5 protein-coding genes and 1 pseudogene are annotated in these 5,012 nt (G+C 36.0%); all 6 read right to left on the reverse strand.

The window, feature by feature from the left end; genetic code table 11:
- A pseudogene (locus tag ACIQ6Z_RS08935) lies at positions 1–211 on the reverse strand (hypothetical protein); the annotation flags it as partial.
- Between the two features lie 115 nt (positions 212–326).
- Positions 327–1,100, reverse strand: a complete 774-nt coding sequence (locus ACIQ6Z_RS08940) for a CDP-alcohol phosphatidyltransferase family protein (protein WP_396210544.1) — start codon at positions 1,098–1,100, stop codon at positions 327–329.
- Positions 1,101–1,153: 53 nt separating this feature from the next.
- Positions 1,154–2,170 carry a heme A synthase gene (locus ACIQ6Z_RS08945; RefSeq protein ID WP_396210545.1) on the reverse strand — a complete coding sequence of 339 codons (1,017 nt, stop codon included), beginning with the start codon at positions 2,168–2,170 and terminating at the stop codon, positions 1,154–1,156.
- A gap of 32 nt (positions 2,171–2,202) precedes the next feature.
- Complete coding sequence (locus ACIQ6Z_RS08950) at positions 2,203–3,618, reverse strand: CCA tRNA nucleotidyltransferase (RefSeq protein WP_396210546.1); 1,416 nt, start codon at positions 3,616–3,618, stop codon at positions 2,203–2,205.
- A gap of 95 nt (positions 3,619–3,713) precedes the next feature.
- Complete coding sequence (locus ACIQ6Z_RS08955; RefSeq protein ID WP_396210547.1) at positions 3,714–4,280, reverse strand: L-threonylcarbamoyladenylate synthase; 567 nt, start codon at positions 4,278–4,280, stop codon at positions 3,714–3,716.
- Position 4,281: 1 nt separating this feature from the next.
- Positions 4,282–5,012 (reverse strand): hypothetical protein (locus ACIQ6Z_RS08960; protein ID WP_396210548.1); only part of this gene is annotated, 731 nt, incomplete at its 5' end.

Raw genomic sequence — 5,012 nt, forward strand, 5'->3', positions numbered from 1 at the left:
TTTCTCCGTCCCATCTAGAGCCTGTAAAAGCTGCTCCATATTGGTTGTTTTGTCCAACTTCAAACCAAATATGGGAAGTGGTTCTCCAAGCATCTTCATTACACCCAACCATTGTTTTTCCATTTTTTGTCACTTTATACATGCTGCACGAATCTCCAACATGAAACGATAAAAGTAATACAAGGCAAAAAATGGTTTTGATTTTTTTCATAGGTAATTAATGGTTGATACTAAAACGAATTAATTTACAATATGTTACAATGGTACTAATAATTCCTTAGAAATTAGCACTTCAATGGTAAATTGGACTCCCTACTAATTAGTGGTTAAGGTTTTAATACTGTTTTTCGAATCCCAATCAGGATAAAGAGCAAACTCGAATAACCGATAAAAAAGGGTGCGATATAGTCGATCCAACCCAAAGGCAGCATCAAAGCAATGATGAGCAATTGAAAGCCTAATCCGTATACCGAAAGTAAGGTCATGAACCAATTAGGAAAGGTTTTAACTTTATAAGCTTCAGGGTCTAAAGTATGGATGATTTTGTCGAAAGCACCGTAACAAATGGTGTACAGTCCAAATAAGATAGCAACCGCTTTTTGGGTTTCCCCAGGCAATGCTTTGGGTGTTTTGTATTCAAATATTTTACTGGTCGTATCACCTCCAACCGATTTATTTCTCAAAATTACATAGTAGTAATTGTAAAGTGTTCCTTGAAGTTGCAATCCGATAAAAGCTAGTAAAGCTACCCAAAATGGAGTTTTAGAAACGTAGCAAATCATCATCAGGAATAAAAAATTGAGCACAATATCAAAGATACTATCCAAATAGCGTCCCACATAGGAAGGTGTTTTCTTTAAGCGGGCCAATTCGCCATCGGCAGCATCAATTCCTGATTTTAATACAATAAAAAAGGCAGCAGCAATATAGGATTGGTTCCAAATGCTATACAAAGCTAGCAATCCGGAAAGTCCAAATAGAAGGGTAACATGAATAGGCGTAAAGCGTGTTTCTTTTAATTGGAGCGCGAAAAATCTTCCAAATGACCTTCCGTAGTCTGATAAGTCTAAAAATTTATCAGAGGCATGTAGTTTTGACATCTAAAGTTAATAACAAAGAACTGTGACAATATAGTCGGACTGCAAAAGTAGTATTATTTTTCTGTTACTTTTTTATTTTCTAACAGTAAATAAAATTGCACACTGAATAAGAATGTTGCTAAGACCAAATGTAGGGTCTGACTTCCGAATGGAAAATCAACATACACCATGATGATACCGGATATAATTTCGAAAATTAAAATTCGAACGACCCAATTTACTTTTTCGAATCCCAATTTCAGATTGCTATTTCGAAGCAGTAAAAATAAATTGGCAAAAAAGACAACTATTGAAAAACTTCGGTGAACGTAAAATGTAATTTCAGGATGTTGTAACCAAAATGATTTAGGTGCTCCCGATTTTTCAACGGTATCAATGAACTCCCGGACATAAGTACCCAAAACCACTTGAACAATAGTAAGAAGCAGCACTACAACAAGTGTTGTGCTAAATGTTTTGTCGTATTTTCTAATACTGTTTTTAGCTGAAACCACATATATAATATACAACTGTAACCCCACAATTAAGAAGGCCGTTAACATGTGGGTGGTAATTTTGACCGGACTCAATACCGAATCCACTACTGTTTTTCCTAACCAAGCTTGAAACCCCATCAGTATGCAAACCAACAGCGAATAGAAAGCTATTTTTTTGTTTTCTTTCCAATACCCAAAAGCGAAAATAAACGCAACAAAACAAGCTATTCCGGCCAATGCTCCTAGCAATCTATTGATGTATTCAATCCACGTATGCGCTGGGTTGAAAATAGCATAATCGTGTTTGGTATAGGCTTCCCAATTGGTTTCTGAAAAAGAGGTTGAAGCCGTGAAATCCGATTTAGCTACCAGTAAACCTTCATTTTTTATGATCACTTGACCTTTATCGTAAACTTTATTAGGTGTGAATTCAAGTTCTTTTTGTTCCGTCGGCGGAATGTAATAGCCAAAGCATTTTGGCCAGTCTGGACAACCCATTCCTGAACCTGTCATTCGAACTAAGGCACCTGCAAGAATGACCAAATAGACTAAAACTAATGCTGTTTTTGCTGTTGTAAGAAAATATTTTTTCATTTGTTATGTCCGCAGATTGGCAGCTATTTTATTTATATTTTTTTTAAACCTAATTTTTCAGCACGTATTATAACATATTCTTTTGCGGCTTCATACTCATTTGGGATGTCACCTTCTAAGATCGCTTCTTTAACTGCTTCTTTTAAAATTCCTATTTCTCTACCTGGTTTTAAACCAAATAGTACCATGATTTCCTCACCAGATATGGGCGGTTGAAATACTCGAACGCGGTCTTTTTCTTCAACTTCAATAATTTTTTCTTTTACGATGTCAAAGTTTTTATGATATTTCTGGAATTTCTTAGGGTTTTTTGTGGTGATATCGGCTTTACACAAAGTCATTAAACTATCAACATCTTCACCGGCATCAAAAACCAATCGTCTTACAGCACTATCGGTAACTATGTCTTCGGCAATTACAATGGGTCGCGAACTCATCATGACCATTTTTTGCACAAATTTCATTTTGTGATTCAATGGCATGTGCAAACGTTCAAAGATTTTTTTGACCATTTTGCCGCCCAAAAATTCATGTCCGTGGAAGGTCCAGCCTTGTTTTTTATTGAACCTTTTGGTAGGTGCTTTGCCAATATCATGTAGTAGTGCTGCCCAACGCAACCACACATCATCGGTATTGGGACAAATGTTATCTACGACTTCTAGTGTATGGTAAAAGTTGTTTTTATGGGTATGACCTTCTACTTCTTCGACATTGTTTAACGCGGTCAATTCAGGTATAATGATGTCGAGTAGCCCCGTCTGATACAAGTGTAAAAATCCTATAGATGGTTTTTCAGAAGCCAGTATTTTGTGCAATTCATCCACGATCCGTTCTCCTGAAATGATGTGAATTCGCTCTTTGTTTTTTGAAATTGCGGCTAATGATTCGGACTCAATTTCAAAATTCAATTGGGTGGCAAAACGAATAGCACGCATCATGCGTAAGGGGTCATCCGAATAGGTGATATCTGGATTTAAGGGTGTTTTGATGATTTTGTTTTCTAAATCGGATACACCATTAAAGGGATCGACTAAATCGCCAAAATTTGCTGAATTCAATGAAAAAGCAAGCGCATTTATGGTAAAATCACGACGTTCTTGATCGTCTTTTAACGTGCCGTTTTCTACTAAAGGGTTACGACTATCATGTGTATAGGATTCTTTCCTAGCACCCACAAATTCGATATCCATATCATCATATCGCAACATAGCTGTGCCATAATTTTTAAAAACCTGTACTTTGGGATGAAAAGGGATGAGTTGGGATACTTTTAATGCCAGTTCAATTCCACTTCCAACAGCTACAATGTCAATGTCTTTTTTATGGTTTCGATTCAGTAGGATATCGCGTACAAAACCACCAATCACATAGCATTCCAAGTTGAGTTCTTGTGCTGCCTGCGTTATGATTTTGAAAATGTTATGTTCTAACTGTTGTTTGTAATTCATTTTTTTAATTCGTCAATGTGACAATTCGTCAATGTGCTAATTAATTATCAAACAACATCATTGGCTAATTGACAAATCGAAATATTGGCACATTTTTATTTGCGAATCACTTTTACCTGACTATCTAAACCTAATTTGATAATCGTAGAAGGATTTTTGCATACTTTATCGTGATGCAAATTTACTACATAGTCGACACCTTTTATAATTTCGGGACTAATTTCTTTGAAAGTTTTAGGTGTAAACATTCCCGATATATTGGCAGAAGTCGAAACCAATGGCTTTTTCATGCGCTCCATGAGTTTAAAGCAAAAAGGTTCTGTTACGATCCGAACTCCTAAAGTTTGGTCTTCTGCGATGATGTTTTTTGCTACATTTCTCGGATTATCAAGGATTAAAGTGGTAGGTTTTTCCGATAAGTCAAGAATCTGCCAGGCAACCTCTGGAACTTCTTTGAAAACATTATACATCATACGTTCTCCATTCAATAAAACAATCATGCTTTTCGTTTCCTCGCGTTGTTTTAAAGCATATATTTTTTGTATGGCTTCTTCATTTGTAGCGTCACAGCCAATACCCCATACCGTATCGGTAGGATATAAAATAATACCACCATTTTTGATCACTTCGAAAGCATTGTGTACTTCGGTATTGATGTCCATGTTAAAGATTTAAATAGTTGAAGGCTTTTTCAGCAAATTTATGATTAAGATCTCTACATTCGTCTAGCAATCCGTTATAAATTACTCCTTTATTCAAATGTTGAAGTGCCTCATCAAAAGTTGAAATGATGGGTTGGTGTTTGAAATCGAAAAATTTCGAAGAATTTGGGATGGCAATCACTTTTTTCCCCAACAACATGGCCCAATACATAGTATGATAGCTGTCGGTTATGATGTTTTCGGAACTGCCAATAAATTGAATCAATTCTTCTAGATTAGTGGTATTGGACGAAGTAGCAAAATTTTGATACTTAGTTGTAATGTGTTCTTTTTTGAGCGTGTCTTTATGAAAAACAACGCCTACTTCATTAGAAAGGGTAAACTGTTGATCAAAAATAGGATGCAAACAACTCACACAAGGCACATATTCGCCTGGCATGTTGTAATCTCTAGTTCCAGCTAAACCAAATTTTTGAATATCAACGGAATATTTCGAAACTTTTCCATATGTTTTGGGTGATTTTTCGTTGTGCCCCACACCCCAAAGAACTATTTTTTTACCTTTTTGGGTCAGTTTTTCAAACAGTTGCATTTGCTTATCAAAACCACTGCGATTGAGCAAACCACCCCCGCCAATTATTAGCGAACGATTTGAAATTTCGTTAATAAAATGGGTGCGTACCGCTTTATCTTCACTTTTGTAATCAAAAATGTCGAGACTTTTTCCCTTCA

Source organism: Flavobacterium sp. (assembly GCF_044376915.1).
GTDB lineage: Bacteria > Bacteroidota > Bacteroidia > Flavobacteriales > Flavobacteriaceae > Flavobacterium.

Excerpts from the sequence above, each read along its gene's own strand:
- ACIQ6Z_RS08940 (WP_396210544.1), bottom strand. The coding sequence starts at position 1,100 with ATGTCAAAACTACATGCCTCTGATAAATTTTTAGACTTATCAGACTAC.
- ACIQ6Z_RS08945 (WP_396210545.1), bottom strand. The coding sequence starts at position 2,170 with ATGAAAAAATATTTTCTTACAACAGCAAAAACAGCATTAGTTTTAGTC.
- ACIQ6Z_RS08950 (WP_396210546.1), bottom strand. The coding sequence starts at position 3,618 with ATGAATTACAAACAACAGTTAGAACATAACATTTTCAAAATCATAACG.
- ACIQ6Z_RS08955 (WP_396210547.1), bottom strand. The coding sequence starts at position 4,280 with ATGGACATCAATACCGAAGTACACAATGCTTTCGAAGTGATCAAAAAT.